General features: G+C 50.5%; 20 protein-coding genes and 1 tRNA gene. 7 read left to right on the top strand and 14 right to left on the bottom strand.

Annotation, left to right across the window (positions count from 1 at the left end):
- Positions 1-191 precede the first annotated feature (191 nt).
- Positions 192-2,012 carry a carboxylesterase family protein gene (locus tag PSE_RS06105; RefSeq protein ID WP_014284059.1) on the top strand — a complete coding sequence of 607 codons (1,821 nt, stop codon included), beginning with the start codon at positions 192-194 and terminating at the stop codon, positions 2,010-2,012.
- A gap of 82 nt (positions 2,013-2,094) precedes the next feature.
- On the opposite strand, the gene PSE_RS06100 is transcribed toward PSE_RS06105, so the two are convergent.
- The 3 genes from PSE_RS06100 to PSE_RS06090 form a co-directional block, all read right to left on the bottom strand.
- Positions 2,095-2,171, bottom strand: a tRNA-His gene (locus PSE_RS06100).
- A gap of 230 nt (positions 2,172-2,401) precedes the next feature.
- Positions 2,402-2,905: a phasin gene (locus tag PSE_RS06095; RefSeq protein WP_014284058.1), complete on the bottom strand. Its 504-nt coding sequence runs from the start codon at positions 2,903-2,905 to the stop codon at positions 2,402-2,404.
- 296 nt (positions 2,906-3,201) lie between these two features.
- Positions 3,202-3,588, bottom strand: coding sequence for a phasin family protein (locus PSE_RS06090; RefSeq protein ID WP_014284057.1), 387 nt, complete (start codon positions 3,586-3,588; stop codon positions 3,202-3,204).
- Between the two features lie 564 nt (positions 3,589-4,152).
- On the opposite strand from PSE_RS06090, the gene PSE_RS06085 reads away from it, so the two are divergent.
- The 4 genes from PSE_RS06085 to PSE_RS06070 all read left to right on the top strand — a co-directional run bounded on the left by PSE_RS06085 (position 4,153) and on the right by PSE_RS06070 (position 11,528).
- Positions 4,153-7,392 carry a PAS domain-containing sensor histidine kinase gene (locus PSE_RS06085; RefSeq protein ID WP_014284056.1) on the top strand — a complete coding sequence of 1,080 codons (3,240 nt, stop codon included), beginning with the start codon at positions 4,153-4,155 and terminating at the stop codon, positions 7,390-7,392.
- 39 nt (positions 7,393-7,431) lie between these two features.
- Positions 7,432-8,400 (top strand): threonine dehydratase, encoded by a 969-nt coding sequence (locus PSE_RS06080; protein ID WP_041768047.1) that lies wholly within the window; start codon positions 7,432-7,434, stop codon positions 8,398-8,400.
- A 305-nt stretch (positions 8,401-8,705) separates the two neighbouring features.
- Positions 8,706-9,755 (top strand): Fe(3+) ABC transporter substrate-binding protein, encoded by a 1,050-nt coding sequence (locus tag PSE_RS06075; protein ID WP_014284054.1) that lies wholly within the window; start codon positions 8,706-8,708, stop codon positions 9,753-9,755.
- Positions 9,756-9,902: 147 nt separating this feature from the next.
- Positions 9,903-11,528 (top strand): iron ABC transporter permease, encoded by a 1,626-nt coding sequence (locus PSE_RS06070; protein ID WP_041768045.1) that lies wholly within the window; start codon positions 9,903-9,905, stop codon positions 11,526-11,528.
- An 85-nt stretch (positions 11,529-11,613) separates the two neighbouring features.
- Here the strand turns inward: PSE_RS06070 and PSE_RS06065 are convergent, their stop codons facing one another.
- The 9 genes from PSE_RS06065 to PSE_RS06025 all read right to left on the bottom strand — a co-directional run bounded on the left by PSE_RS06065 (position 11,614) and on the right by PSE_RS06025 (position 19,310).
- Positions 11,614-12,258 (bottom strand): LysE family translocator, encoded by a 645-nt coding sequence (locus PSE_RS06065; protein WP_014284052.1) that lies wholly within the window; start codon positions 12,256-12,258, stop codon positions 11,614-11,616.
- 57 nt (positions 12,259-12,315) lie between these two features.
- Positions 12,316-12,693: a RidA family protein gene (locus PSE_RS06060; RefSeq protein ID WP_014284051.1), complete on the bottom strand. Its 378-nt coding sequence runs from the start codon at positions 12,691-12,693 to the stop codon at positions 12,316-12,318.
- A gap of 18 nt (positions 12,694-12,711) precedes the next feature.
- Positions 12,712-13,425: a YrbL family protein gene (locus PSE_RS06055; protein ID WP_208998097.1), complete on the bottom strand. Its 714-nt coding sequence runs from the start codon at positions 13,423-13,425 to the stop codon at positions 12,712-12,714.
- A gap of 72 nt (positions 13,426-13,497) precedes the next feature.
- Positions 13,498-14,127: a CoA transferase subunit B gene (locus PSE_RS06050; protein ID WP_041768043.1), complete on the bottom strand. Its 630-nt coding sequence runs from the start codon at positions 14,125-14,127 to the stop codon at positions 13,498-13,500.
- 15 nt (positions 14,128-14,142) lie between these two features.
- On the bottom strand, positions 14,143-14,838 hold the full coding sequence (locus PSE_RS06045; RefSeq protein ID WP_014284048.1) for a CoA transferase subunit A: 696 nt from the start codon (positions 14,836-14,838) through the stop codon (positions 14,143-14,145).
- A gap of 302 nt (positions 14,839-15,140) precedes the next feature.
- Positions 15,141-15,962, bottom strand: a complete 822-nt coding sequence (locus tag PSE_RS06040; RefSeq protein ID WP_041768042.1) for an ABC transporter permease — start codon at positions 15,960-15,962, stop codon at positions 15,141-15,143.
- Positions 15,962-16,963, bottom strand: a complete 1,002-nt coding sequence (locus tag PSE_RS06035; protein ID WP_014284046.1) for an ABC transporter permease subunit — start codon at positions 16,961-16,963, stop codon at positions 15,962-15,964. The genes PSE_RS06040 and PSE_RS06035 overlap by 1 nt, the downstream gene beginning before the upstream one ends.
- Positions 16,964-16,973: 10 nt before the next feature.
- Positions 16,974-18,125 carry an ABC transporter ATP-binding protein gene (locus PSE_RS06030; RefSeq protein WP_208998096.1) on the bottom strand — a complete coding sequence of 384 codons (1,152 nt, stop codon included), beginning with the start codon at positions 18,123-18,125 and terminating at the stop codon, positions 16,974-16,976.
- Between the two features lie 93 nt (positions 18,126-18,218).
- Complete coding sequence (locus PSE_RS06025; protein WP_014284044.1) at positions 18,219-19,310, bottom strand: polyamine ABC transporter substrate-binding protein; 1,092 nt, start codon at positions 19,308-19,310, stop codon at positions 18,219-18,221.
- Between the two features lie 740 nt (positions 19,311-20,050).
- On the opposite strand from PSE_RS06025, the gene PSE_RS06020 reads away from it, so the two are divergent.
- Both PSE_RS06020 and PSE_RS06015 read left to right on the top strand, forming a co-directional pair.
- Complete coding sequence (locus tag PSE_RS06020) at positions 20,051-21,451, top strand: glutamine synthetase family protein (RefSeq protein ID WP_014284043.1); 1,401 nt, start codon at positions 20,051-20,053, stop codon at positions 21,449-21,451.
- A gap of 465 nt (positions 21,452-21,916) precedes the next feature.
- Positions 21,917-23,200, top strand: a complete 1,284-nt coding sequence (locus PSE_RS06015) for a diguanylate cyclase (RefSeq protein WP_014284042.1) — start codon at positions 21,917-21,919, stop codon at positions 23,198-23,200.
- A 20-nt stretch (positions 23,201-23,220) separates the two neighbouring features.
- Here the strand turns inward: PSE_RS06015 and PSE_RS06010 are convergent, their stop codons facing one another.
- Both PSE_RS06010 and PSE_RS06005 read right to left on the bottom strand, forming a co-directional pair.
- Positions 23,221-23,973, bottom strand: a complete 753-nt coding sequence (locus PSE_RS06010; protein ID WP_041768040.1) for an SDR family oxidoreductase — start codon at positions 23,971-23,973, stop codon at positions 23,221-23,223.
- A gap of 30 nt (positions 23,974-24,003) precedes the next feature.
- Positions 24,004-25,482 carry an aldehyde dehydrogenase family protein gene (locus tag PSE_RS06005; protein WP_014284040.1) on the bottom strand — a complete coding sequence of 493 codons (1,479 nt, stop codon included), beginning with the start codon at positions 25,480-25,482 and terminating at the stop codon, positions 24,004-24,006.
- Between the last annotated feature and the right edge of the window lie 4 nt (positions 25,483-25,486).

Here is a 25,486-nt window from a genome sequence, read left to right as displayed (position 1 = left end):
CTGAAAACAGCCATTTTCTTTGGTTTGTGATAGCAGTCACAAAAATCATCAATGAATTAAACAAAGCATTTTGACACTCAAAAAAATGCCACAATTTCGGCAAGGCATTTTAAAGCATGCTGTTTAACGCCGTTTTTTCCTAAAAGACGAACACTAGAGGAAGCCCAAAACAGATAAGAAGGCGGGGTTCCATGAAAACGGTGCTTGCACTAGCATTCAGCATTCTCACTATAACAGGGTCATATGCTCAAAGCCCAAATGCTGATGATCAGCTGCTTTTTGCGCCGGACCAGCCTGCTCCGCCTGAACAGCCCTGCATTACCCTGAGCAACAAGAAGATCCTGTGCGGCAAAGCCGATGACAGTGGCAGCCAGCTGCTAAGTGTCTTCAAAGGAGTGCAGTACGGACAAGCGGCGCGTTGGCAGCCTTCCAGTGTGTTTGATGAATATGAGCCCAACGGCTACGAGGCTTTGCAATACGGCGCCCGCTGTCCGCAACCAATCTGGAATCCTAAGGATCAGCTCCGTGGTGAGGAAGACTGCCTCTACATGAACATCTGGGCGCCGGCTGGAGCCATCAAGAACCTTAGCAAGCTGCCGGTTATGGTGTTTTTCCATGGTGGTGGGTTCATGGCTGGTGGGGCTGATAAGGCATATCACGCTGCTGATGGCGAGATCATTGAACTTTACACGGGCAAATCTTTCTCCGCTGACCAGAATATTGTTCTGGTGACCGTCAACTTCCGCCTTGGCATTCTGGGTACATTGGCAACAGATGGGATTACAGGGCAAGAACCGTCGAATGGTGGGAACTATGGTCTTCAGGATCAGCAAACAGCCCTGAAGTGGGTGCAGAAGCACATCACCTCCTTCGGGGGAGATCCTGATCAGGTGACGATCTTTGGCGTCAGCTCTGGCGCTATGGCGGTTGGATTGCATATGTTCAGCGCAGACAGCTCCAAGGACCTGTTCCGTGCGGGGATCATGCAGAGCAGCGCAGCCTCCTATAAATATCGCAATAAGGAAGAAGGCCGGGATCTGTTTTACTTCTATCTGAAATGTCTGCGTGCTGCCATTCGCAATCCGGAATCAGACGAATGCGCGTTGACGGCTCAGCTGGATGATCTTGAGAAGGCAACCACACGACAAATTCTTCTCGCTCAAGCTCTGCTGCAGGACCACCTCTTTAAAAAGGGCGTATTCTTGAGCGCCCTGCCCGGCAGCATTGCGTTTTCGCCAATTATTGACGGAAGCTTCCTGAAGGAACAGCCAAATGTGCAGATGGAGAAAGGCAACGAGAAGCCTTTGATGCTGGGCTTCAACAAGGATGAGGGCGTTTTGTTTGCCAATTTCATTGACGCAACTGGCAATCTGAATGCGGTGACATTCAATGGCATTCTTGGACGTGACTATGAAAATCCGATGCTAATCGTTGGACGCGAGGGTTATGGCGCCCAAACACCTGCTGCTCATGGCCTGCAGCCCAAGACACCGGCAACAGCTCTTTCCAACTTGATTGGCAACTCTGTTTTCGCTTGCCCGACGATGTCCGCAAACATTGAGAGAGAGAAGCCGACCAATAACACGTGGCTTTACTTCTTCGCGCAGACGTCCGTTGAGAACATGGAGAAGCCCCCTACAAATCCAAAGGTGAATAATGTTTGCGGTCCTCAAAACCAGTGGGGCAATGCCTGCCATGCTTCGGAACTGCCGTTTGTCTTCAACAACATGCCCCCAAACTCAACGGAAGAAGACAAAGCGCTTGCCGTAAAAATGAACGCTCTGTGGGCTCAGTTTGCCAAGACACCGGAAGCAGGTCCTTCTAAAGACTGGAAGCTTTGGACATGGCCCAAGATCGGCAACCCTTCAAACTTCAACGTGTTGCAGGGTGCGGATAGTGATGCAAACTTTGAGGATTTATTTGAGCAGTCTGACTGCGCATTCTGGCTGGGAGAAATAATCGAGAAGAATGCAAACGCCATTCTCATTCCCAAGCAGTTGCCACAGGAATAAAAAAGTTTTTTCAAAGTGTTAGGGAAAAGAACTGGCGAAGCAGATGATCTCATCTATCTCACTAAGGAGCCTTAAGAAGAGATGGTACAGACGAGTGGATTCGAACCACCGACCTTCGGAGCCACAATCCGACGCTCTAACCAACTGAGCTACGTCTGCTTGCCAGTGGCGCGGAACATAGGTTCAATTTTTGAGGTTGGCAAGTCCCTTGAAACATCAAAATGAAAAAAGTCCACAACACTGATAAAAAATTGGCACTTACCCACTGCGACTAGGTGGTTTCACTCTGTTTTTCAGAGGCTTAAACACAAAATCCTCCCGCCTGAGTTGCAAAATGCTGTGCAATCCAATCGGGAGGATATGTATTTTTTGGAAAAAATTAGCCGGGCTTATGCGAGCTTCATTTCTTTCATGGACTTGTCGAACGCCTCTTTGGCTGGCTGAGACATGCTGGTCGCAAGTTTCGTTGCTGTTTCCTGCATGTCTTTCACCTGCTGGCTGATCGTGTCGTACTGCTTGCGATTGTAAGCAGACTGAAGTTCGATCGCTTCAGACAGGCTCTTCACACCAAACATGTCGCGGATGTGTGAGAATGCAGCTTCGGAGTTATCCTTTGCAGCATCGACAGCCTTGAGGTTGATTTCCATAATGCTGTCGCGAGTCACTTCCATGGTCTCTTCGAGCATTGCAGTTGCTTCTTCAGAAGCAGATTTCACTTTCGCATAACCTTCACGAGCCTGATCTACGCTCTTTTCGGTCATTTCCTGGATAAATGCAGGTACTTCCATTTTGTTCATAGCAAACACCTCATTCTCTACAGACTTAGTGGCTTTCTGAGCGGTCTCTTCAGCCTTTTTCTCGGATTTCGCAGTATCAACTTTTGCAGTAGTCATTGGGATTGCTCCTTATCGTCTTGGGAGGAACACAAAGGATCGAGAGGGAGAAAACCGTCTCCCCTTAGGTCAACTTGAGATTAATATAGGAGCTATTTTGTGCATTGCAACATTATTTTGCAGTGCAACAATTACAATCTCACTTAAGCTGCTGATTGGAAGAAGAAAACTTTTTTATTCTGGCGGTGCAAATCCCGGCTTTGCAGCGAGAGGTTTCAGAAGCACACCATGAACGAGGCGAGGATACGCCTCATTCTCTGCTTTTATTAGAGGGAGACTCAGCTCCGAAACAGCCCTTAAAAATCACCGGCTTTCTTGGCAACTTCTTTGACTGTACGAGAGGCTTTTTCGCCCATCTCACGCATTTGAGCGCCAGTCTGTTCCATCTGTTTGTGCAGATACTCCTGCTGAAGGCTCACCAGCTCTTCCATATCTTTAACCTGAAACATGCGCTGTGCGAGTTCGAATGCTGAGTTTACGTTTTGCTCTGCAAACGCGAGGGCCTGGCGGTGCATATCGGAGGAATCCTCCTGCATTGTGCTTGAGGCATCTTCCATGCTGCTGACCGCATTCTCGGTTGCATCCATGAAGTGATCAAAAGCCTTGCGTGCCTGATCGATGCTTCGATCAGCAAACTCACGCATTTGATCTGAAACTTCAAAAGGAACTTTTGTATCTACCATGCTCAAGCCTCCACCCTTCGTGTTTAAGGTTCTGTTGGTCGTGCAGAAAGGGCCTATTCCCTCCCCTATTTGCAACTCGTTTACTCTGGTGTGGCAATGCTATACTTAACCATAGGGAAAGAAAATAGGAGCTTAGACGAGCACCGCAGTTTACGGTACCTTAAGTATACAAGGATTGGGGGGTGAATAATTGAGCAGGTCGCTTCTATTGGAATTGACAGATGCGAACTTCAGCCTTCATTTGTTAAAGTCTAAGCCTTTATCAGGATTTAGCTTTTGAAAATGCCGGTGGGTGGGTTGCCATGAAAGGCAAGCTCTGGTTTTTCAAAGCTTACAGATAAGTTAGGGTGGGGCTATAATTGGGAAAATATACCCCTGATAAATTGAGGCAGGTTTCTTTAGTAAGCTTACAGCAAAACCGCTGAAGTCGCTTACATGCCCGTTTCAAACCAGATATCATTTGATAGCACCGCCCGCATTGTGCCTTGGTGCCTGTGAAAGAGAGTAGATTGCGTTTCTCAACCAACCCCTTCTTGGGAAACCTTCAGAGTAAGGACCGAGCTCGTGGCTGACTTTGTCTTTAAACGCCGACAACGGCCGATCCGCTTCACTTGGGAGCTGGACCGAAACGGTTGCTTTCGCAGCTTCTCGAAGGAGTTCGCCGAGCTTTTGGGCCCACAGGATGCCGCACTGATCGGCTTGCCGTTTGATGCTGTCCGCAAAAAGCTGAAAATGGGCAAGGTGCCTGCGATTTCCAAGGCTATAAAAAAGCAACGCGCGATTACCGGCGCGACAGTGCTTTGGCCTGCCTGTAACTCAAACAAAGTTGTTCCTTTGGATCTCTCCGCTCAACCGGTGGAGACAAAGAACGGTGAGTATGACGGACTGCGTGGATTTGGGGTTATCCGCAGTGTTGATGCCAAGAAAGCCGAAGAGATTGTTGATCCGCTTGCAGTCCTTGCCAAACTGCGAGCAGCGCTGAATGAAGAGAGCGATGATACGATTGCCCCTTCCGACGCAACTCCTGTTGAACCAGAAGCAGTTGAAGCACCGGATTTGGCACTTACGCTTGAACATGATCAGCCTGAGCGCTTTGTTCAAGATGAAGTGCCACCCATTGAAGCGCTTTCCGAAACAGAGCCCCATCTGGCGCCTGAGATCGTTGATGAGCTGCTGGATGATGGTGTCACCGCCCCTGGTTTTCTTCAGAGCGAGCCAGATATTCCTGAGTTGATCATCGACTTCAACGAGGAAGAAGATGAGGACGCGGAAGATAAAGCCGCATCGAAGCTTGCTGAAGATCAACCGGAGCATGATGCCTCTGAAGAAATAACGGCAGAGGCCGCAATTGTTGTTGAGACGGTTGCAGAGCCCGAAGTTGAAGCTGAAAGTGAGCCGGAAGCCGACATTCCAGCGGCTGCAAAAGAGCCTTCTCATGAGGAAGGTCTACACTTCCTTCAGGAAGAAGAAGAGCTTGAGGTTGAAGAGAACGAAGGCTTTTTGCAGCTGACAGATGCAGACGTTCTTCGCGATCCAACCGATCCTTTAGAGATTGCCGTTCCGGCTGAAGTTGAACCTCAGATGGAAGAGCAATCTGAGCCAGCAATGGCAGATGCTGAAGCCCCGGCTCCTGAACAGGTCGAACACGCAACCGCTGAGACAGATCTGCAGGCTTTTGAAGAGGATCTGACAGAGCCTGAAGCAGTGGCAGCGGAAGCCGTTGAGAGTGTTAGCGCTGCGCCGACCATTCCTGAGCCAACCAGCAAGGATGATTTTGAGCGCGCCATTGCTAATCTGCCTGACGCACCTCAGAAGCAAAGCAGAGCTGGCCCGCGCAGCCTTGCAGAGCTGACCAACAGCATTGTGCGCTTGGTTGACAAGCATCCAGTTGCCCGCGAAAACACTGGTCTTTCTAAGCCTGAGCAGGACGCATTCGACAAGATTGCCCGTGCGCTTGGAGCAGAAAAGAAAGAAGAGCAGGCTGCGAAGGTTGCTGTTGCTCCGGCGGAAGCCATTGAAGACGTTCCGACAACACCAGAGGAAGCTGCAGCTGTTGCTGTTGCAGAAACCGATGTTGTTGAACATGAAGCTTCAGAAGAAGCCACTAAAACCCCAGACAATATCATTCCACTGCCGGCAGAGCCAACAACACGCGAAGAAGCTGTTGAGGCTGAGCCAAAGCAAGACAATGTGACCCATGTGGTCCTGCCTCGTGTCCCACCAGACATAGAGGAAGCAGCAGAGCGCGCTCGTGAAAAGACCGGACGCATTCCGGATAAGCCAATCGTTGCGCCGATTGATCCGCGTTTGCTGGATCGCTTGCCGATTGGCGTTGCTGTTGTTCGTGATCGAGACGTTGTCTACGCCAATGACACCTTGCTTGAGCTGCTCGGCTATGAGCGCTTCGAAGCACTGAACGAGGCAGGCGGTCTGGAAGCTATCTTCGCTGAGCCGGAAGAATGCCCTACTCCAAGCCCTCAAACCGTGGACCGGATTGTTCATGTACGACTTGCGGAAGGCGGTGTGCTTTCTGTTGACGCGCGTATGCACGCGGTTCCGTGGAATGGCGCTCAGGCCCTGATGATTTCAGTGGTCGAGAAGATCCAGAATGAGGCTTCAGCAAGCACTTCTGCGCCTGCATCGCATGCATCGGCTCCAGTAGCTTCCAGTTCTCAAGTGGAACATCTGCATACGCGGATTGAAGAATTGGAGTCTGTGCTGGCCACAGCAACCGACGGTGTGCTCGTAATGGATCAGCGCGGCATCATCCGCAGTGCGAACCACTCAGCAGAAGCCTTATTCAATGCCAGCGAAGACGATCTTCTTGGCGCTCCATTTACGACCTTCCTGGCAGATGAAAGCCACATCGCAGCGCTCGATTATCTGGATGGTCTGGTTGCGAACGGTGTTTCCAGCGTGCTCAATGACGGTCGTGAGATAATTTGCCAGACATTGGATGGCGATATCTTTCCAACCTTCCTGAGTATGGGACGCGTCGGCAGTGCCAATGAGCAGCTGTTCTGTGCAGTTCTACGTGACATCACGCAATTCAAACGTGCTGAAGAAGAGTTGGTCAGCGCGCGTTACAAGGCTGAGGAAGCCAACACGCACAAGTCTGAGTATCTGACAAAGATCAGCCATGAGATCCGCACACCGCTGAACGCCGTAATCGGGTTCTCCGAGGTGATGCAGGAAGAGCGTTTCGGTGAGCTGGGCAACGTGCGCTATAAAGAGTATGCACGCGATATCCATCGCTCTTGCTCTCACATGCTGACACTCATCAATGATCTGCTTGATCTTGCCAAGATTGAAGCCGGTAAGATGGACCTCGCGTTTGAAGCCGTTTCAGCGGCGGATATTATCAATGAATGCGTTGCTTTGTTACAGCCTCAAGCCAATGAGCAGCGTGTCATCATTCGTGCGAGTACACCGTTATCCGTTCCGAAGATCGTTGCTGATCCAAAGACACTTCGTCAGATCACTCTGAATCTGCTTTCCAACGCCATCAAGTTCAACCGCTCCGGTGGTCAGGTGATTGTCTCGCTTGTGCTTGATCCTAATGGGGAAGTTCATTTACGGGTGCGCGATACGGGTCATGGCATGTCGAAGGCTGATCTTGAAGCAGCGCTTCAGCCGTTCCGTCGTCTCAACGCCTCAGCCTCAACAGAAGGGTCTGGTCTTGGTCTTCCATTAACCAAAGCCCTTGTGGAAGCGAACCGTGCTTCGTTTTCAATAAATTCTGAAGAGGATGAAGGTACGCTGGCTGAAGTCACCTTCCCACCTCAGCGAGTTCTCGCCGAATAACGCGCTCCTGTGGTGGTTTGACCATTGCAGGAGATCCGCATGCTCACACTGGCCGCTTTGGAAGACGCTTCGCACGAGTTGCGGCGCTACATGGTGCCAACAGCGCTTTACAGCTGGCCTTTGCTGAATGACGCTTTGGGATGTGAGGTTTTCATCAAGCATGAGAACCATGCGCCTACGGGCTCTTTCAAAGCTCGCTGTGCACTGCTCTATCTTCTGCGTCAATCTCAACGTCATATCAGCTCTACCAGTTTCGTTGCCGCAACACGCGGAAACTTCGGCTTAGGCATGGCCTGGGCTGCTAAGGTGCTGCATCAGCGAGCTGCGATTGTTGTCCCCCAAGGCACCTCCAAAGAAACAACTGGAGCAATACAGAGCTACGGCGCCTTCCTCATTGAGCATGGGAAGGATTTTGAAGAGGCTCACGACTTCGCCTGCCAGATGGCTGAGGATTCTAAGCAAGTGCTTTCTCCCGGATTTGACTATGATCTCGTTTTGGGTGCAGCCACTTATGCTTTGGAGATTTTCCGCGCGATCAAGGACCTTGATGCGATCTATGTTCCCGTTGGCTTGGGCACAGGCATCTGCGGCCTGATTTCCGTTCGCGACCTCTTTGGGTTGAACACAAAGATCATTGGCGTGGTTGCAGAGAAAGCAGATGGATGTGCCCGGTCCATGGAAGCTGGTGAATACACGCTGACCTCCTCGGCCAATACCTTCGCTGAAGGCATCAGCGTACGAGGTCCAGCCCGAGAGGCATTTGCATTAATCCGATCCGGTGCGGAGCGCATCATTCGTGTAAATGAAGACGAGATCGCAGAAGCTATCCGCTTGCTCTACCGCACTACACACAATGCAAGTGAGGGCGCCGCTGCAGCTGGTCTTGCCGGTCTTTCAAAAGAACGAGGCAACCTGCAAGGTAAGAAAGCCTCTTTTATTTTATGCGGCCAAAACATGAACCGTATCTGGATGGCCAAGGTGCTTCAGGGCGACACGCCTATTCCGTAAAATTGGAATCATTTCCGTTCGTTAGACACGTAACAAGCGCGCCCTTTTCCTCTTTCTGGCTCACTTGTTTTCAACAACTCTGAGTTTTTCAGTAAACTTTTTGACTGCGTATACGTAAGCCGCAATTGAAAATCATTCGCAATTGCAGGCAGATAGCAGCAAAAAAGCTGAATCTCATAGTTTAGAATAGTTCTATCTCTTTGTTTTCACGTAGTTTATTAGTTGACAGCAAAAGTCAACTTTCCGATATAACGGCAAATGACAAGCGTTTGCAGACGCATATTCGATCACTCAGGAGACTATCGATGAAGACGTTGCTTAAGGGAATTGGGCTGTCAGTAGCTGGCTTCACACTTGGCACAACTGGCCTTGTTGCTTCTGCGCAGGCAGAAGGTGAAGTGAACATTTACTCTTACCGCCAGCCAGAACTGATCAAACCGCTTCTCGATGCGTTTACTGAGAAAACCGGCGTTAAAACCAACGTTGTTTTCGCTAAGAAAGGCCTTGGCGAGCGCATGAAAGCTGAAGGCAAGAACTCTCCAGCTGACATCCTTCTTTCCGTGGACATCGGACGTCTGCAAGGCGCAAAAGATCTTGGCGTTACTCAGGCCGTTGAAAACGACGCTATCAATGGCAACATTCCTGCAAACCTGCGTGACGCAGAAGGCCACTGGTTCGGTCTGACCACCCGTGCACGTGTTATCTACGCATCCAAAGATCGCGTTGTTCAGGATAGCATCACTTATGAAGAGCTTGCTGATCCAAAATGGAAGGGCCGCATCTGCACACGCTCTGGCCAGCACGTTTACTCCATCGGCCTCTTTGCTTCCATGGTTGCACACAAAGGCGACGCTGAAGCACAGAAGTGGCTGGAAGCAGTTCGTGACAATCTGGCCCGCAAGCCAACCGGCAACGACCGCGCGCAGGTTAAGTCCATCTTTGCTGGTGAGTGTGATATCTCCTTGGGCAATACCTACTACATGGGTAAAATGCAGACCAACGAGAAAGATCCTGAGCAGAAGGATTGGGCGGATTCCGTACGCATCCTGTTCCCGAACTCAGCTGATCGCGGCACTCACGTGAACATCTCCGGTATGGTTCTGGCGAAGCATGCACCGAACAAAGACAACGCTGTAAAGCTGATGGAATTTCTTGCTTCTGGCGATGCTCAGGCTATCTATGCAGCACAGAACTTTGAGTACCCAGTTAAGCCAGGTGTTAAGCCATCTGAACTGGTTGCTTCCTGGGGAACCTTCAAAGCTGATCCAATCTCTCTGAACGAGATTGCAGCGAAACGTGCGAAAGCAAGTGAACTGGTTGACGTGGTTGGTTTCGACAACGGCCCATCCAGCTAAGTTCCAATATCCAAATTGAGTTGAAGCCATTCCATGACATCCAGACACGGACATAGTGGATCGCCACAATACAGAACTGCCGCCCCCTCTTCTCGAGGGGAGCGGCTTCTCGCGTTTGGTACCTACTTTTTAACCGGCCTCGTCGTGATGCCGGTTTTCGCAATTGTTATTATGGCTATGGGGTCTTCGGTCAATCTATGGCCTCACCTCATTTCAACCATTCTGCCGCGCTCTATCTCCACTACGTTTCAGTTGATGGTTGGCGTTGGCATTATCGTTTTCGTGGTTGGTGTCAGTACAGCTTGGCTTGTTACCATGTGCCGCTTTCCTGGCCGGCGCTGGTTTGATTTGGCATTGCTGCTGCCATTTGCTGTTCCAACCTACATTATCGCGTTCTCTTATGTGGAGCTGCTGGACTACACAGGTCCAGTTCAAGGCTTGATCCGCGATATCTTCGGCTTCAAAACTTCTCGTGACTACTGGTTCCCAGAGATCCGTTCTCTCGGTGGCGCCATGTTCGTGATGGGGTTTGTTCTCTACCCTTATGTTTACCTCAGTGCACGCGCGTCCTTCCTGATCCAGTCTGCTTGCGCTCTTGATGTTTCCCGCACACTCGGTGCAGGTCCAATGCGCCTTTTCTGGAAGGTTGCACTGCCTTTGGCACGCCCAGCTATCGTGGTTGGTGTGACTCTGGCACTGATGGAATGCCTGAACGACATTGGGGCAGTTTCCTTCTTCGGCGTTCAGACCCTTACGTTCTCAGTCTACGATACCTGGTTGAACCGTTCGAACCTGACTGGTGCTGCCCAGATCGCAACCATCATGCTGGTGTTCGTTCTGGCACTGATGTTTATCGAATACTACGGTCGTCGTAAGCAGCGTTTTCATCAGACAACGGGCACATATCGCGCTCTGCCAAGCTATGAGCTGAAAGGCTGGCGTGGCTGGGTTGCTGTCGTTGTCTGTGCACTGCCGATTGTGCTGGGCTTTGTATTCCCTGCATTACTGCTCCTAAGCCGTGCGAGCCGACGTGTTGAAGATCTGTTTGAGCCAGCCCTTTGGGCCGCAGCGGGCAACACGCTCTGGCTCGCTGCTGTGGCTGCCGCTGTTTCTATCGGCATCAGCCTGACCCTTGCTTATCGCCGTCGCCTGTTTCCAAGCAAGGTGACCACCACATTGGGTCGCATTGCTTCCATCGGCTATGCCGTGCCGGGAACCATTCTGGCGGTAGGTATTCTGTTCCCCGTTGCCGCACTCGACAATATGATCTCAGAGGGTGTAGAAGCCCTGTTTGGTTTTGGTACAGGCCTTCTGCTCATCGGTTCAGGTACTGCGCTCATATACGCCTATGTTGTGCGTTTTCTGGCGATGTCCTACGGTCAGATCGATGGCGGTTTTGGCAAGATCACACCGCATTACGATATGGCCTCTCGTAGCCTTGGGCAGACCGCCTGGGGAACCTTGGGCCGCGTGCATATGCCATTGATGAAACCGGTGATCTTGTCAGCCACTCTGCTCTCTTTCGTAGAATGCATGAAGGAGCTTCCAGCAACGTTGCTGCTGCGCCCATTCAACTTCGAGACGTTAGCGACCACGGTGTACAATGCTGCCTCTCGTGAGGCCTTTGAGGACGCTGCCTTGCCTGCACTCTGTATCGTACTCGTTGGGATCATCCCGGTTATCATGCTTGCCAAGACAAGTGCTGATACATTCCGGGAAAAACGCGGTAACACGCGAGCTGCAAAAGGTGCAGCAATGATGCCTGCTGAGTGAGTTTGATCCGAATTTGGAACAATAAAAAGCCGCCGAGAACTTTCTCAGCGGCTTTTCTTTTTTCTGAAGCAGTTGAACCCGTTCGCTATCGTGTGGCAGCAGCCAGTTTCAGCGCCATGCCAACAAAGACAACAGATGCAATACGGTTCATGACCTTTTGAGCCGTAACAGATTTGCTCAAGCGATCGCCAATGGAACCGGCTGCGAAAGCGATGGAGCCAAAAACCAAAATTGCAGAAAGCATAAACACAATGCCCAACTGCAGGAACTGCGGCATTACCGGACCATAAGAAGGATCAACAAACTGCGGGAAGAACGAAAGGAAGAAGATCGCGACTTTAGGATTGGTGATGTTCATGATCACGCCCCGGCGATACAAGGGGATCAACGAAGAATGATCAACCTTGCTGTTCTGCTGAACAGGCTCAGGTTTTGCTCTAAACGCCCCCCAAGCGAGATACAGCAGATAACCAACGCCAAGCACCTTCACGACAGTAAACGCCAGCTCAGAAGCCTGAAAAATCGCAGACACACCAAGCGCAACCGCCGTTGTATGGAAGATGAGGCCTGTACAAAGCCCCAGCGTGACCGCAATCCCAGCCATGCGCCCGCACACAGCAGACTGCGTCAGTACAAAAATGTTGTCAGGACCAGGTGCCAGCGCCAGCAAAACAGTGACGGTGAAGAAACCAGCTAGTACATCTATTGGGATCACGCGGTGCTCCATCATTCAGAAATCCGAAGCGCACAATGCCTGATCTTCTTTAATGGAGCAAGCGTTTCAGCCCTAATCGAGCGCTAATGTCGCCTCGATTTCAATCTTTAAGTCAGGGTGAAAGAGGTTCTGAACTTCTACGAGTGAACTGGCAGGCCGATTGTCACCATAAACATCCGCAAGAACAGATCGCAGCTCACCCAGCTCAGTCAAATCTGTCACAAAGATTGTCACTTTGATCAGACTGGCAAGGCTTACACCTTCTTCCGCAGCAACTGCAGCTATCTGCGACAGGATCTCTTTAGCCTGCTGATCTGCTGCCTGCGCTTGAGCATCAGTTGCGAAAGCGGTGAGACCTGAGATGTGTAGCGTTCCCTGGTGTGCTACTGCGTGCACATAAGGACCGACTGCTTCAGGAAGGCAGGGATAAGTTTTTCTTTGAAGAGGCATGACCAGAGTTCCCCCAAATTACGAGTTTAGATCTAGTTCATCTTTGGCATTGGCATTTTTTGAAAACAGAGGACCCGGCTTCCAAGCGTAGCTTTTTCGCCGATGATTGTAGAATTGAAGTAGCCGGTGTTCCGGATAAATGTACTTGCTGAAAAAGTAATAGAGCATTTTAGCTTGAATGAATGGCTTGATGCTCTCAAACCATTGCTTCTTTTTGTGCCCAACACCATCGATTAGAACAAGTTTGAGTTCTCCATCAGCGAGTTCTTGGACGCAAATATTCCATGGGCGAATGTCCTGACACAACACGGCATCTTTCACCAAATCACGCCGAAAGACTTTAAGAGCCTTTTTAAAGCGATCTGTTTGGATAAATAACTGATCTTCCTGCAGTATCTTCATCAAAATTTGAGAGGGACGTCCTGATGTTTCGTCCGTGATCAATTCGAACATCGCACCGAAACCCAGATTGGTCTCAGTACGGCCTCTATAATTGGAGATTGCAATGAAGTCTCGCTGCCCTCTTTGATCAACCAGTTTCTCAAAAAGCTGCGCTTCCGCCTGTGTGGAACCGGCAGCAGGTCCCCTTGAACTACGGTCTACTTTGATGCAAACCTTCGGGTTTTCGGGATGCTGATAGATATCGCGAATGCCACCAGACGCAATCAATAGCTCTTCATTCAGAGTTATCACAGAACAGATACCTTCGTTGAGAAGGGTCGTATTTAACAATTATTCTTATTAGTTACAAATAAAAAGAGAGGACAAATTGCCCCCTCTTGTCTTGCTGAGAATGAAGCTTGGTTAGTCTACCAAGTTTGCTTCAGTTTTTTCTTTGATCTCATCCAGGGTCACACCGTCGGCCATTTCGACGACTTTCAAGCCGCCTTCGACTACGTCGAACACACCAAGGTTGGTGATGATGCGGTCTACGCAGCTCACGCCGGTTAGTGGCAGGGCGCATTTATGCAGCAGTTTTTTGTCACCGCGTTTGTTGGTATGGTCCATGATAACAACAACACGTTTAACGCCAGCCACTAGGTCCATAGCACCACCCATGCCCTTGACCATTTTGCCAGGGATCATCCAGTTGGCAAGGTCACCTTCTTCGGAGACTTCCATTGCGCCAAGGATGGACAGATCGATGTGGCCGCCACGGATCATGCCAAAGCTATCTGCAGAAGAAAAGTAGCTGGTGCGGTCCAGTTCGGTGATGGTCTGTTTGCCAGCGTTGATCAGGTCAGCGTCGACCTCGTCTTCAGTCGGGAACGGGCCCATGCCGAGCATGCCATTTTCGGACTGCAGCGCAACGTTCATTCCGTCAGGAATATAGTTTGCAACGAGTGTTGGGATGCCGATGCCGAGGTTTACGTAGAAACCGTCCTGGAGTTCTTTCGCCGCGCGGGCGGCCATTTCGTCACGATTCCAAGCCATGATTAATGCCCTCCCTTAAGCTTCGCGTGTGGTGCGCTGTTCGATGCGCTTTTCGAATGAACCAACAACGATACGGTCAACGAAGATACCCGGAGTATGGATCTGATCCGGATCAAGCTCACCGATCTCAACAAGCTCTTCAACTTCCACTACGGTGGTCTTACCAGCGGTTGCCATCATTGGGTTGAAGTTGCGTGCTGTCTTGCGGAAGATCAGGTTGCCTTCTTTGTCGGCTTTCCATGCTTTCACGAGAGACAGATCTGAGATCAGACCGGTTTCCATGATGTAGGTTTCACCGTTGAAGTCTTTGTGCTCTTTGCCTTCCGCGATCAGGGTGCCAACACCGGTCTTGGTGTAGAAACCGGGGATGCCAGCACCACCTGCACGAATACGCTCTGCCAGAGTACCTTGCGGGTTGAACTCCAACTCAAGGTCGCCATCCAGATACTGGCGCTCGAAGGTTGCGTTCTCGCCAACGTAAGAAGACACCATCTTCTTGATCTGACGTGTCTGCAGCAGCAGGCCCAGACCGAAGTCATCGACACCTGCGTTGTTCGAGATGGCGGTCAGGTCTTTTGCGCCGGAATCTCGCAGCGCAATAATCAGGTTTTCAGGAATGCCACAGAGACCAAACCCACCTGCCATGACGATCATTCCGTCAAAGGTAAGTCCTTCCAGAGCAGCGGCAGCACTTGGATAAACTTTATTCATTATAAACTCCCAATACATGAGTTGGTAAAACTCACGGTTCTCAATCCCCAGAACGCAAGCAATACCGCCTTTTCATGCTGGCAACAGGATCTGACAAATCCATCAGTGTCAGCATCCTGCCTTTCCCTCCTAGGGAAAATAGGTATAGCGACGTCACCGTTGATAGACGTGTTTTATGTCCTCGCCAAGTGCTCTTTGTACCGAGAACGACTATTTATTGAGGTGAAAACCATAAAGCTGGGAGGAATGAGTGTTTGCAGTGCACAATTGCGCTAAAAAACCTCCCAGATTCATGAAGTTTCCTAAAGGTGGGCAGCTGCGAGTCGCTCTTCTTCCATGCGCTTCAGTCTTTGCCGCTTTGTGAGGAGAGAGGCAAAGATGACCCCTACAGTCACCAGAGCTACCAGAATGGTGCAAATTGCATTGATCTCAGGCGTGACGCCCAATCGGACTTGCGAATAGATCTTCATTGGCAGGGTCGTGGACCCTGGCCCAGAGTTAAAGCTCGCAATCACCAAATCATCCAGAGACAAAGTGAAAGCCAGCATCCAGCCCGCCAGTACGCCCGGGAAGATCTGCGGTAGCGTGATGCGGAAGAATGTGCGGACTGGTGGACACCCCAGATCCATGGCAGCTTCTTCCAAGGACCTGTCAAAGCCTGAAAGGCGTGACTGGACTACGATTGCCACGTAACACATTGAGAATGTCGTGTGGGCTATCATAATTGTCCAGAAACCACGGTTCTGATCAATGGCTACGAAGAGCAAGAGTAACGACAGGCCGAGAATGACTTCTGGCATTACAAGTGGCGCGTAGATCATGCCGGAGAATAGCGTTCGTCCGAAAAAACGCCCCTGCCTTGCTAAGACCAACGCTGCCAGCGTACCGAGCACTGTGGCCAGTGTGGCTGATGTGAGACCGACACGAAGTGTGACCCACGCAGCTTCTAAAAGCTGCTCATTTTGGAGCAACGAAGCATACCATTTGGTTGAGAAACCGGTCCATACCGTTACCAACCGTGACTCGTTGAATGAGAACACAATCAGGATAACGATTGGCAGGTAGAGGAAACTGAAGCCCAAGACCAACGATGTGAGATTGAACCAGCTTGGTTTCGACGGCATCACACATCCCCCTCGTTACGACGTGTCTCATGCCGTTGGAACAACATTATCGGAATTATCAGCAGGGCCAGAAGGACTATGGCCACAGCAGAGGCGACTGGCCAGTCGCGGTTGGAGAAGAACTCGACCCAGAGCGTTTTACCGATCATGAGGGTTGAAGAGCCGCCAAGGAGATCTGGGATGACAAACTCGCCAACAGCGGGGATGAAGACGAGGAAGCAGCCTGCAATCATACCCGGCAGAGCAAGAGGAACTGTGACGCGCCAGAAGGTTTTCCATGGAGGGCAGCCAAGGTCTTCTGCAGCTTCAATCAATGTGGTGTCCAGCTTTTCAAGAGACGAATAGAGCGGGAGCACCATGAAAGGCAGGTAAGAGTAGATGATACCGATATAGACAGCGAGGCTGGTGTTGAGGATGACCAGCGGTTCATCGATTACACCGATCGTAATCAATGCCTGGTTGAGCAAACCGTCTGATTTGAGAATGCCGATCCAAGCGTACACACGGATCAGGAAGCTGGTCCAAAATGGCAGAATCACCATCATCACTAATGTCGGATGCCAGCTGCGTGGAGCGCGTGCCATGCCGTAAGCAATTGGAAAGCCGACCAGTAAAGTCAGTAGTGTGGATACGAAAGCAATTTGCAGGCTAGAGACATAGGCCTGCCAATAAAGGGCATCCTCCGTCAGCCAAATATAGTTGTCGAGTGACCATCGCTCTGCTGCTTCCCACAGGCCGGCAAGACCTCTGCTCCAATCTATGACAGGCAGATAGGGCGGAATTGAAACTGCGGCTTCTGATAGGGAGATCTTTGCGACAATGACAAAGGGCACCAGAAAAAAGAGGAGAAGCCAGAAGTATGGCACGCAAATAAGCGCAAAACGGCCCCAGCCCCCTTTAGGGTTGGTCGGTGCATTTTCCGGCGCTTCGGGCTCATAACGTGGAACGGGTACAGTTTCGGAACGGGTGATGCCTGTAGAAGAGAGGCTGGGATCTGTCATTGGCCTCCCCTCATCGTGTCAGGATGACGCCGGCATCACTGTCCCATGACAGCCAGACCTGATCTTCCCAAGTGATTGGGCGTTCTACCAAGCGTGTGGTGTTTGCAACAATCGCTCGAAGGGTTTCAGTCTCCGCCACTTTGATGTGATAGATGGAGACATCTCCCATGTAGGCGATATCCCAGACTTCCCCCTGAATAGCATTGGTTCCGGGATGTGCCGGCTTATCAAAGGAGATGCGCATTTTTTCTGGGCGAATTGCCAGAGCCGCGTGATCCCCAACGCTAGCTGGTGTCGGATAGCGCACATCCAGATGGTCGCCCAGAACGGATGAAAACATCTGAACATCTTCATTCTCTTTCTTCGTAACCTGACCATCCAAAACGTTGATGTCACCGATAAACTCCGCCACGAAGCGAGAGTTAGGCTGTTCGTAGATTTCACCCGGAGTGGCGTTCTGCAGAATTCTGCCTTTGTCCATGACAGAGATACGATCGGCCACCGTCATCGCTTCTTCCTGATCGTGGGTCACAATGAGGAAAGTCATACGCAGCTGCTCTTGTAAGTTGATGAGTTCCAGTTGCGTTTCTTCGCGGAGTTTTTTGTCTAACGCTGCGAGTGGCTCATCCAGGAGCAGCACCTTCGGGCGTTTGGCGAGAGATCTTGCGAGGGCTACGCGTTGGCGCTGACCGCCGGAAAGCTGATGTGGTTTGCGTTTGGCAAAGCCTTCTAGTTTCACCAAACTGAGCATCTCATGAACACGGCTTTTGATTTCCTTGGCAGGAAGACCATCCATTTCCAGTCCAAACGCGATGTTCTTCTCAACATTCATATGCGGGAACAAGGCATAAGACTGGAACATCATGTTCACTGGACGCTTGTATGGCGGAACACCGGCAAGATCCTGTCCCTCTAGAAAGATCTGGCCTTCCGTCGGCGCTTCAAATCCAGCCAACATTCTCATCAATGTGGTTTTGCCGCATCCTGAACCACCAAGCAGAGCGTGAAACTCTCTCTTGTAGATCTTGAGGGAAAGATTATCGACGGCTACGAAATTTCCAAAACGCTTCGTGATATTCCGAAATTCAATAAAGGGCTGCTCGCTCGGGTCGTCCCAAGGTGAAAATGCGCGACGTACAGGACCCAGCGGTTTCTTCGCCAATACTCCAATCCCTTTCAATGGCCTGTTTGTTCAATAGGTTAAGGTGGAGCTGCAGTATGTGAGGCAACTCTACCCTCAAAGGCCAATTGGTTCTTAATGACCCGTCTTTACGGTTGTGAATGTGCGGTTCATGATGCGTTGTGCCTTCAACGGCTTAGCACCGATGGTGTACAAACGCTGCTTCACTTCATCAGTTGGGTAGATGTTTGGATTTGAGGTCACTTCCTCATCCACCAGAACCGTCGCGTCTTTGTTGCCGTTTGCGTAGTAGACATAGTCCGACATCTTTGCGATCACTTCCGGGCGCATCAGGTAGTTGATGAACTCGTGTGCCTCTTCAACATTCTCTGCATCAGCTGGGATAGCGATCTGGTCAAACCACATCTGAGCACCTTCGCTAGGAAGGATGTAAGTGACTTCAACGCCCTTATCAGCTTCAGCTGCACGGTCTGCTGCCTGAAGCACGTCACCAGACCAGCCATAGGCGAGACAGATGTCTCCGTTTGCGAGACCGTTCACAAACTCAGAATTGTGGAACTTGCGGATGTAAGGACGGATGGTTTCCAGAAGCTCACCTGCTTTGCGAATGTCCTGCGGGCTGTTGGAGTCCGGATTAAGGCCGAGATAGTGCATTGCAGCTGGGAACATCTCATCCGGCTCATCCATGACATAAACGCCACAATCAGCAATCTTGGAGAGCTCATCGACATCAAACAATAGATCCCAGCTGCCGATAGGTGCATCTGGATTCAAGGTGCGGATTTTCTCTTCATTCACGCCGTACCCTGAGGTGCCCCACATATAGTTGACGGAGAACTCATTGCCCGGATCAAACACTTCAATGCGTTTCTGCAGAAGTGGATCCATGTGCTTGAGGTTTGGGAGCAGGTCTTTGTCTAGCTTTTGATAGACACCGGCCTGGATCTGGCGTTGGAGGAAGGTGGCGCTGGGAACAACAACATCGTAACCGGTTTTGCCAGTTAGCAGCTTTGTTTCCAGAACTTCGTTGGAGTCGAAGGTGTCGTAATTGACCTTGATCCCAGTTTCCTTTTCGAAGTCTTTGAGAACCTGTGCGTCAACATAGTCGGACCAGTTGTAAACATTTACCACTCGATCTTCGGCAAGAGCGGCTGACATAGAAAGCGCGAGTGCCGCAGCTCCTGACAACAGAATTATTCTTTTCATTCTCAAATACTCCAATTTCAAAAACAGAGGTTTTGCGGGCGTTTTCGCCGCTCTCCTCTGCATACAGCCGCCATGGTCTATCCTTCTGGTGACGGATTAATTTCGGCCTACATTCCAAACCAATATTTTATGGGAATACCAAAGGCGCACAGTGCGCCCGCAGCATTCAACTCAGGTGATATTCCTGAGGCATTCGGATTTCTACTGAGTAGCATTAATCTGTGTCCATAGCAGGTTGGCTAAACATCACTATTTTGGAGAAAATGCGTTCGTTTTATACAGATTTTCGATAGCTACCGTAGGGAGAAATCTGGTCGACCTTGTTGGACTTTGCTGAGTATCAGGCCAATCGTTGGTCCGGCGCACTCCTACCCATGAAGCTAACTCGAGATTGAGAGAGGGATAGAGCAGAGGTCATTCGTAGCTGCTTCTCAAAACTATAGTTTATCAATGAGATAACAGACTAAAAAGCACATATCACCAAATGACCTTGAGGAAGAAATGAGGTTGCTTTCGGTTACAGATAAATTTCTAAACCAAAACATCTTTGCATTGCGGCCAGAAGGCAAAATCACAGTTTTAAGGCCTGAGGATATTTGGGAGATAGAAGCATCTCTGCTAAACTGACTATCCATCCAGAAATCAAACTGGATTCTTCTAACAGCCACAAAGAGCTGATTTCCCATTTTATTAGTGAATGACTGCCATGACTATTTGGCGGTAAACCTATTGGATATCCTATGAGTTCTGAAATTAATTCGGATGATGAAGCGGCGCTCAATATGCGCGGTGTGCGCAATCTTGAAGAAGCGCGCACCTGGCTGCAAGCCCGGAACATTGGAGATATTGAGTGTGTTGTGCCTGATGTTGCAGGCGTGCCTCGCGGCAAGATGATGCCAACAAATAAGTTTTTCAGCAGCAACACGCTGACAATGCCTTCTTCCATCTTCGCGCAGACTATCTCCGGCGACTACCCTGAAGATGACGATCGCTTTCAATACAATCCAACGGATGGCGATCTTTATTTCAAACCTGACTATTCCACGCTGACAGTTGTGCCATGGGAGACAGACCCAACGGCTCAGTTGCTACACGATGCGTTCACCAAAGATGACAAGCCCTTCCCGATTGCTCCACGCAATGTCTTGAAACGTGTTCTTGAGCTTTACGACGCAGAGGGATGGAAACCTATTATCGCACCAGAAGTAGAGTTCTATCTGGTGAAGCCCAACACTGATCCTGATTACCCTTTGGAACCACCTGTTGGTCGGTCAGGACGTCCTGAAGTTGGGCGGCAATCTTATTCAATTTCTGCACTGAATGAGTTTGATGAGCTGATCGACGACATTTACGATCTTTCTGAGGCTCAAGGGCTTGAGATTGATACCCTCATTCATGAGGAAGGTGCTGCGCAGATGGAGATCAATCTGCGTCATGGGAATCCGCTGGAGCTGGCGGATCAGGCGTTTATGTTTAAGCGCACCATTCGTGAGGCTGCACTGCGGCACAATATCTACGCCACCTTCATGGCGAAGGCGATGTCCTCACAGCCGGGCTCTTCAATGCACATTCACCAGTCTATTCTTGACCGAGAGACTGGCCAGAACATCTTCAACAATGCCGAGAATGACGCGACACCAGCATTTTATCACTTCATCGGCGGTCATCAGCATTACATGCCAGCCTTGATGCCGATTATGGCACCCTATGTGAACTCTTATCGTCGCTTTGCGCGGGACAGCGGATCACCGACCAATCTGTTCTGGGGGTATGACAACCGTACAGTTGGATTACGTGTTCCAAGTTCGTCTCCTGATGCACGACGGTTGGAAAACCGCGTTCCGGGGTCTGATGCAAATCCTTATTTGGTGATCGCCGCGAGTCTGGCGGCAGGGTATCTGGGCATCAAGAAAGGCATCACTCCGGATAAGCCTCTTGATACAGACAACAGTGAAGTGATGAGTAAGCTGCCGCGGACGCTGCTTCATGCAGTTGATGAATTCGAAGCTGACGAAGATTTGCTTGGTATCTTTGGCGAGCAGTTCGTGGCCACTTATCGCGCCATCAAACTGGAAGAGTACGAGACTTTCATGTCAGTTATCAGCGCCTGGGAGCGTGAATACCTGCTCATGAACGTCTGATTCCGACTCTCAAGGGGGTGGTTTACGCGCGAAACTGTGGATACCACACCCCATAGTTGCGACTCTCAAGATGCAACAACTTAGCCTCTAACAATATTCGTTGATGCCCTAAGTAGCATAGTTACGAAGAGATACTTTCAAGATCGTAAAATTTAAACCGATTAAGACTTTGAATTTAACTAATTACAAATACATATACGGCTCTAAATTTCGTTAAAACATCACATAAATGTGATCATATATGAAATTATACTTACATATTTTTGCATTTACTGGGTATTTAATTTCTTAAATTCTATTCTTTCATGCAATTTTTGATTTTATTTAATTTTATCACAACTTTATGTCTAATTTTAAATACATTTCAAATATTGTTTATTACAAGCCATATTCGAGGCTATTGATGGCGGTTAATAGGTTGCGAACGCAATTATAATCGCATTTGCTGGTTTTTGAGGACATCACATGCCAGATCAGAAAAAGAGTATTCTTCTCGTTGAGGATGCCAATTTCTTCGCTCGCGTTACTGAAAGCGAGATTGAGCGTGCGGGGCATTACCATGTCACGACGGCGAAAACGTATGCTCAGGCAAAAGCAATATTGGAAGAAGGAAAGGTAAAGCCGTTCCTTGCTCTTGTTGATCTGACGCTGCCAGATGCGCCAGATGGTGAAGTCGTGGACCTGACCATCAACGCAGGCCTACCTACGATTGTGTTTTCCGGACGGTTTGATCAGACCACACGCCGATCCATTCTGAAGAAGGGTATCGTTGACTACGTTTTGAAGGATTCCCCTGCAAGCCTCGGATATCTTGGGGAGTTGGTGAACCGTGTCGACCGTAATCTGCACACCAAAGTCATGATCGTTGATGACTCTTCGCATGCCCTTGCGCTGCTCAAGAAGCGGCTGCAGCTGTATTGCCTGCAAGTCATCACTGCAACTTCTGGTGAGCAGGCGCTCGAAAAGCTCAAGCAGAACCCTGATATCAAGCTGATCATCATCGATCACTTGCTGCCGGGTGCCACTGGTTTTGAGGTGATGACGCAAATCCGCCGGACACACAGCTTCAACACGCTTGCTGTCATCGGAATTTCAGCAACGGACGACCCTGCCCTCACGGCGAAGTTCCTGAAGTCAGGCGCCAATGACTTCCTCAATAAGGCTTGTACGCCGGAGGAGTTGATGTTGCGCGTTTCGCAGAACCTCAATCAGCTGGACCGCATCACTGAACTCACCGAGATGGCGCACCGTGATCCCATGACGGGTTTGTTCAATCGCCGGCATTTGTACAACACAGTCGATAAGCTCCACAAAGACCAGATCAGAGCTGGCAAGGCTATGCGATATGCCATGATCGATATTGATCGCTTCAAGCAGATCAATGACAAGTTTGGTCATGAAACCGGAGACAATCTGATTATCTCCGTCGCGCATCGTATCTCTGACCTTCTTCCGCCCAAAAGCGTGGCTATCCGGATTGGGGGCGATGAGTTCTGCGTTGCTCTGCCAGATATTGATGAACCGACGTCCAAACAGTTTCTCTCTGAGCTAAGAAGTTCCATGCCTGTAACGGACCCCGGCAACGATGAACGTACGTTTGCGCCGACCATCAGTGTTGGCCTGTCAGCAGGCCATGAGAACACGATGGCGAGTGCTCTGCGGGTTGCGGACCGCTGCCTCTACAGAGCCAAAAAATCAGGCCGCAACCGCATTGTAACCTCTTCGGCCACCACACTTGATGCTATGTGATCTGACGGCGCTACAAGCTGTCAGATTGTCCTCCCCCCGTCGACTTCCAAAGCTACTCCAGTGATAAACTGCGCTTCATCCGAGGCGAGCCAGAGTGCTGCGTTGGCGATGTCCTCTGGCCTTGAGAAGCGCCCAAGAGGGATGCTCTCCCTGAACTGCTGGCGCTTTTCTGGCGTATCTTCGCCCATAAATAGCTCCAGCATTCCGGTTTCGCCCGCAACCGGGCACAGGGCGTTGACGCGGATGTTTTGAGGAGCAAGTTCAACGGCCATGGATTTGGTTGCAGTGATAACCCAGCCCTTGGAAGCATTATACCATGTGAGGCCCGGGCGTGGCCGTATGCCAGCTGTTGAGGCGGTGTTGATGATGACACCACCGCCTTGCTTTTCCATCTCTGGCAAGACTTCCAGGGTCGTCAGGTAGATGGCTTTGGTGTTGACCTCAAGAATGCGGTCGAAGTTGTTTTCATCAACTTGCGTGAGCGGGCAATTGCGGTGGGTGTAGCCAGCGTTGTTGACGACAATGTCCAGCCGTCCTGTCTTTTCGACAGCATGAGCCACCATGGCTTTCACATCTGAGCGAACAGTGACATCTGTCTCAATGAAGTAGGCGTTGTCGCCGATATCGTCTGCCAGTTTCTCCGCTGCTATTCCATTGAGGTCAGCAATGATGACCGCTGCACCTTCCTGCGCATACTTTCGCGCAATGCCTTCGCCGAAACCAGCAGCACCACCAGTGATTATTGCAGTTTTTCCTTCCAATCTTCCTGACACGCTTTCCCTCCCCGCGTGTATTGGTCAACCTTAAGCATGGCTGACGACAATGGTTTTCAAAACAGAAAATTCCTTCAAAGCCTCAAAGCCTTTTTCCCTGCCGTGGCCTGACTTCTTGACCCCGCCAAATGGAAGTTCCACTCCTCCTCCGGCACCGTATGTGTTTACAAAGACCTGACCGGAGCGAATGGCTTTTGCTACGCGTGTGGCCCGCGCGATGTCTTTGGTCCAGATGCCTGCAACGAGCCCATAGGCTGTGCTGTTGGCAATGCGAATGGCCTCTTCCTCGGTGCGGAATGGGATTACTGACAAGACAGGGCCGAACACCTCATCCTGTGCAAGAGGATAGTCGATTGGCACCGGGCCATAGACCTTGGCAGTTGTGTAATAGCCCTCCGTAGGCGCATCAGGGGCGATCGTCCCCTCTCCGATCAAAGGTATGCCATCTGCCTCGGCTTGCTCGCAAAAGGCATTAACACGCCGTAGCTGGCTTGCATTGATCAGAGGCCCAAGATCGAGGCAGTCTTTGTATTGGCCCGAGACAACGCTTCTGAAGCTCGACCTCAGCGTGTCTACTGCCTCTTCCCAGCAGCTTTGATGCACAAGCAAACGCGAGCCCGCAGAACAGGTCTGACCACCATTCTTCAAGATACAATCCTGAATGACTGGCAGGGCTTTACCAAGGTCTGCATCCTCAAAGAGAATTTGGGGAGATTTACCACCCAGTTCCAGAGTACAGCCAATGTGATTACGGGCTGCTGCGGACTGAATCATGGCGCCTACATCCGGGGAACCCGTGAAGGTGATGAAGTCTACCTCAGGATTGTAAGAGAGCGCAGCTCCTGCTTCTTCGCCCAAGCCAGTCAGGATGTTGAGTGTGCCTGCTGGGAAACCAGCCTCCAATGCGAGGTTTGCGGTTTCGATAACAGAAAGACATGCGTCTTCAGAGGGTTTGACGACCAGTGTGTTGCCCATTGCCAAGGATGCCCCTGCAACGCGGGCAAAGATCTGCATGGGGTAATTCCATGGCACGATGGACGCAACAACACCATGTGGCTCGCGGACGGTCATGGCCAGATAGTCTGTGGCTATTGGAAGGGTCTCACCTGTGATCTTGTCAGCAGCCCCACCGTAGAACCTGAAGTACTGAACCGCGGCTGCAATATCGCCATAGCCCTGACTGAGAGGCTTGCCGGTATCCCGAGACTCAAGCTCAGCAAGGTGGTCTTTGTTTGCTTCAACAAGCTCTGCGAGCTTCAGCAGACACTGCCCGCGCTCACCTGCAGACATTCTGGACCACTCAGCGGATTCAAGGGCTGATCGGGCTGAGGAGACAGCCTTTCCAACATCTGCAGCACTGCATCTAGGAATCGTTGCGTAGGGCAAGCCGGTGCTTGGACAGATTATATCAATGGTTTCGCCAGAGGAAGCATCACACTGCAACCCATTGATAAGAGCTCTATATTTCTTCAGATTCTGAGAACTGAGTGTCGCGCCAAACTCGGTCATACCG

The sequence above is a fragment of the Pseudovibrio sp. FO-BEG1 genome, from assembly GCF_000236645.1.
GTDB lineage: Bacteria > Pseudomonadota > Alphaproteobacteria > Rhizobiales > Stappiaceae > Pseudovibrio.
The sequence above is the reverse complement of the archived record's forward strand: the minus strand, read 5'-3'. Positions and strand labels throughout refer to the sequence as shown.

What these genes read in the sequence shown, in the direction of transcription:
- PSE_RS06060 (WP_014284051.1), bottom strand. Translation starts at nt 12,693, where the DNA reads ATGCCTCTTCAAAGAAAAACTTATCCCTGCCTTCCTGAAGCAGTCGGT.
- PSE_RS06095 (WP_014284058.1), bottom strand. Translation starts at nt 2,905, where the DNA reads ATGACTACTGCAAAAGTTGATACTGCGAAATCCGAGAAAAAGGCTGAA.
- PSE_RS06105 (WP_014284059.1), top strand. Translation starts at nt 192, where the DNA reads ATGAAAACGGTGCTTGCACTAGCATTCAGCATTCTCACTATAACAGGG.
- PSE_RS06025 (WP_014284044.1), bottom strand. Translation starts at nt 19,310, where the DNA reads ATGAAAAGAATAATTCTGTTGTCAGGAGCTGCGGCACTCGCGCTTTCT.
- PSE_RS06035 (WP_014284046.1), bottom strand. Translation starts at nt 16,963, where the DNA reads ATGACAGATCCCAGCCTCTCTTCTACAGGCATCACCCGTTCCGAAACT.
- PSE_RS06070 (WP_041768045.1), top strand. Translation starts at nt 9,903, where the DNA reads ATGCCGGTTTTCGCAATTGTTATTATGGCTATGGGGTCTTCGGTCAAT.
- PSE_RS06020 (WP_014284043.1), top strand. Translation starts at nt 20,051, where the DNA reads ATGAGTTCTGAAATTAATTCGGATGATGAAGCGGCGCTCAATATGCGC.
- PSE_RS06045 (WP_014284048.1), bottom strand. Translation starts at nt 14,838, where the DNA reads ATGAATAAAGTTTATCCAAGTGCTGCCGCTGCTCTGGAAGGACTTACC.
- PSE_RS06090 (WP_014284057.1), bottom strand. Translation starts at nt 3,588, where the DNA reads ATGGTAGATACAAAAGTTCCTTTTGAAGTTTCAGATCAAATGCGTGAG.
- PSE_RS06065 (WP_014284052.1), bottom strand. Translation starts at nt 12,258, where the DNA reads ATGATGGAGCACCGCGTGATCCCAATAGATGTACTAGCTGGTTTCTTC.
- PSE_RS06015 (WP_014284042.1), top strand. Translation starts at nt 21,917, where the DNA reads ATGCCAGATCAGAAAAAGAGTATTCTTCTCGTTGAGGATGCCAATTTC.
- PSE_RS06005 (WP_014284040.1), bottom strand. Translation starts at nt 25,482, where the DNA reads ATGACCGAGTTTGGCGCGACACTCAGTTCTCAGAATCTGAAGAAATAT.
- PSE_RS06080 (WP_041768047.1), top strand. Translation starts at nt 7,432, where the DNA reads ATGCTCACACTGGCCGCTTTGGAAGACGCTTCGCACGAGTTGCGGCGC.
- PSE_RS06040 (WP_041768042.1), bottom strand. Translation starts at nt 15,962, where the DNA reads ATGCCGTCGAAACCAAGCTGGTTCAATCTCACATCGTTGGTCTTGGGC.
- PSE_RS06050 (WP_041768043.1), bottom strand. Translation starts at nt 14,127, where the DNA reads ATGGCTTGGAATCGTGACGAAATGGCCGCCCGCGCGGCGAAAGAACTC.
- PSE_RS06075 (WP_014284054.1), top strand. Translation starts at nt 8,706, where the DNA reads ATGAAGACGTTGCTTAAGGGAATTGGGCTGTCAGTAGCTGGCTTCACA.